Here is a 2,467-nt window from a genome sequence, read left to right as displayed (position 1 = left end):
GCTGGCGCATTGGCCGCATCAACGAGCTCCTGTACTTCTTTGCTGGCACCGTATCGACGTACGACACCAGTGAATTCTTCGACGTCGTGGCCGCGCAGTGTAAGCACTGGCTGCCCGGTCTCTTTGTTGAACCTTGGCGCACCGAAATCATCGGTGGCCTGGGCAATGTGGTAAAGCTCATGCTCAACCAGTGCGCAGAATTCGAGGTCGCTGCATTGTGAGCAGTAATCAGCCGCCAGCGTGATGATGAACTTCGGGATGCGCCCGAACCATTCATGCATCTGCTGTTCCATTCTGGCTTTCTGCCAGCCACCGGCGCGGAGCATTACCTGCTCGGCCTGCCCGAGGACATGTCGCCCTTTCTTCGCAAACGAATGGGACGCCCACATGAAGCAGAGGTCAGCCTCTAACAGGTGTTCATGGTCAGGGTTATGGATGCTGCCGGTATCACTGAGGATTTGGCGGCTTACCCATTCATGCACTTCATTGGCGGGTATGAGCCGGGTGTATGGCTGCCAGTTGTCGGAGATGATGAAGTTAACTGGCGGGTATGGCCTGCGATCTTCATCGTTTACCATGGGTTACTCCGTTGTTTGTTCTTCTGGCTGTTCGGCCTGCTCTGCTGGTACCGGCGTGAACTCCACTCGCTTCACATCAGCAGGAGCGAAATACAGCCACTGGCCCGTTTCCGTCGCCAGCGGCACAAAGCCGTTCACCAACTCAGGCTGACGTCGTGACATCTTGCCCGTGAAGGTTTCGCCTGTTTGGGTGGTTAGCGTGATTTGGTAGATGTCGGACATTGAGAGCCTCTTTATCCGCTTGTGAAGTCCAACATGTTGGACAAAGTGATATCTGCATTAAAGACCACTCCTAATGGAAGGGATCCGCAGCAAAATAATTAGAGACCACTATAGAACCTGAGATTCGAAACTGACTTAGGTTAAACATTCGGAACCGTACAACCTTAAGAAGGAGAAATCATGCAATTCATTAATAGTTTCGCACCAGCAATCAACGACATCATCCATCTCATTTGTCTGCTGATTGCACAGCATTACGGCGTTCTTCAATACTTCTAATCCCCGCCTTATCCAGATTGCACTGCCCGAGCGCCGTGTAGAGCTGAGCGTTTAACTCGAGACTTGCCTGCCATGTGAACGGAACCACCATTCCGGGGATCGGTGTGTCTGCGGTCAGGTCAGCGCTTATCGGCACCACCGGGGCCGGAACGTAAACTGTCTGCGTATTCCCGCAGGCTGTCAGCAGCGGCAGAAGGAACAAGCTGGTTAGCACACGGATCGCCTTCAAGTGCCTGCCTGATGTAGACAATGCGCGTTTCGCCCTTTTGAGCCAGTTCGTTCTTTGCATTCTGGGTAGCCTGTGAGATGTCACGGATAAGGTTCATCGTGGTGATCACGTTGTTGGTGATCGCTTCCGATGTGTCTGCCCTGACCGTCGCCTTGTCGCGCTGGTCCTTGTAGTTGATGGCGTTGTCGCGGTAATGGTTAATCATCCAGGCCATGGAAACCAGCAGACAGATAACGAAAGCACAGATGATTGCTGTTAACCGGCTCATTTAACACCTTCCAGGCAGAGCGCCTTTTCTTTCCCTGCTCGAGTTACCAGACCAGGCAGAACCTTGCCGCCTCCCCATACCCAGCGAGGGAACTGGTTGCATGCCGCCGTGATGTCTCCACTTCTGAGAAGAGAGAACATCGTGGAAGTGCGCATGTTCCCACAGCCAGCACGAAACGTTACCGATACAGCTGCTGAGAAAGTATCGTCAGATAGCTTTCTGCCATTCCCGTAACGGTTAACGCAGGACTCAGCATCAAGGATGTTGCGCTCCCATTCGGCTGCGATCTGCTGGTCAGACTTAACGGTGCCAAGCTTCACGCCATGCGTGTTCCCCATACCGTCAGTCAGCACACCGGCCGGGCAGGCATATGGATCTCGTCGGCAAGATTCAGCGTTGCCGATTAACTCCAGCCCGCGCTCGTTAGTCCGGACGTGTCCCGCATTCATCACAATAGCGATGATCGTTCCTACGGAGCAGACAATGCCCGCCGCGCCGCTTTTCTTACTCAGTTTCAACTGTGCCACCGGAAATTCTCCGCATTGCCTCCGTAACCACCTCGGCGGCAGCCGGACGATCGGAGTGAGGTTTTTTACCTACATCAGATAAGTAGTTTTCCAGCAGCTGGGTTCGTTTCCTTTCCTCAGCCATACGCTCACGCTCTTCTTTCCGTTTTGCGTAATAGGTTTTTATCGTGAAGAACGCCGATACCAGCGCGCCGATAATAAAAACGTAATCCTGTAGGCTAAGCAAAGAGAACAGACCCAAGGCCGCCGACCACCAGTACGGCAGATCGTGTCCATTTGTTGGGTTCATACGTTGCATTCCACACCTCCGGGTCCGGGGTGCTGTGTGGTAGTTGGGAAAAGGCCGTCAGACACGATAGCTACG

At 53.5% G+C, this 2,467-nt stretch carries 5 protein-coding genes and 1 pseudogene; all 6 read right to left on the bottom strand.

Translation table 11 applies throughout. The features are described from left to right. The coding region (locus ACOTYB_RS24700) for a putative metallopeptidase (protein ID WP_421765917.1) at positions 1-578 on the bottom strand (578 nt) is incomplete at its 3' end. 3 nt (positions 579-581) lie between these two features. After that, positions 582-800, bottom strand: a complete 219-nt coding sequence (locus tag ACOTYB_RS24695; RefSeq protein ID WP_059520828.1) for a hypothetical protein — start codon at positions 798-800, stop codon at positions 582-584. A gap of 319 nt (positions 801-1,119) precedes the next feature. Next, positions 1,120-1,215 (bottom strand): annotated as a pseudogene (locus tag ACOTYB_RS24690) (Rz1 lytic protein); the annotation flags it as partial. Next, a complete protein-coding gene (locus ACOTYB_RS24685) occupies positions 1,199-1,576 on the bottom strand; it encodes a DUF2570 domain-containing protein (RefSeq protein ID WP_409248764.1) in 378 nt (125 codons plus the stop codon). The gene ACOTYB_RS24685 and the pseudogene ACOTYB_RS24690, both read right to left, overlap by 17 nt. Beyond that, entirely contained in the window at positions 1,573-2,025 is a 453-nt protein-coding gene (locus tag ACOTYB_RS24680) for a lysozyme (RefSeq protein WP_409248783.1), read from the bottom strand. The genes ACOTYB_RS24685 and ACOTYB_RS24680 overlap by 4 nt, the downstream gene beginning before the upstream one ends. 55 nt (positions 2,026-2,080) lie before the next feature. Continuing rightward, positions 2,081-2,401, bottom strand: coding sequence for a hypothetical protein (locus ACOTYB_RS24675; RefSeq protein WP_032141950.1), 321 nt, complete (start codon positions 2,399-2,401; stop codon positions 2,081-2,083). Positions 2,402-2,467: the final 66 nt, after the last annotated feature.

The sequence above is a fragment of the Enterobacter cloacae complex sp. IR5450 genome (assembly GCF_049238665.1).
GTDB classification, from domain to species: Bacteria; Pseudomonadota; Gammaproteobacteria; order Enterobacterales; family Enterobacteriaceae; genus Enterobacter; species Enterobacter hormaechei_C.
This window is presented reverse-complemented; position numbering and strand designations above follow the sequence as displayed.

What these genes read in the sequence shown, in the direction of transcription:
- ACOTYB_RS24695 (WP_059520828.1), bottom strand. Translation starts at nt 800, where the DNA reads ATGTCCGACATCTACCAAATCACGCTAACCACCCAAACAGGCGAAACC.
- ACOTYB_RS24685 (WP_409248764.1), bottom strand. Translation starts at nt 1,576, where the DNA reads ATGAGCCGGTTAACAGCAATCATCTGTGCTTTCGTTATCTGTCTGCTG.
- ACOTYB_RS24680 (WP_409248783.1), bottom strand. Translation starts at nt 2,025, where the DNA reads ATGAATGCGGGACACGTCCGGACTAACGAGCGCGGGCTGGAGTTAATC.
- ACOTYB_RS24675 (WP_032141950.1), bottom strand. Translation starts at nt 2,401, where the DNA reads ATGCAACGTATGAACCCAACAAATGGACACGATCTGCCGTACTGGTGG.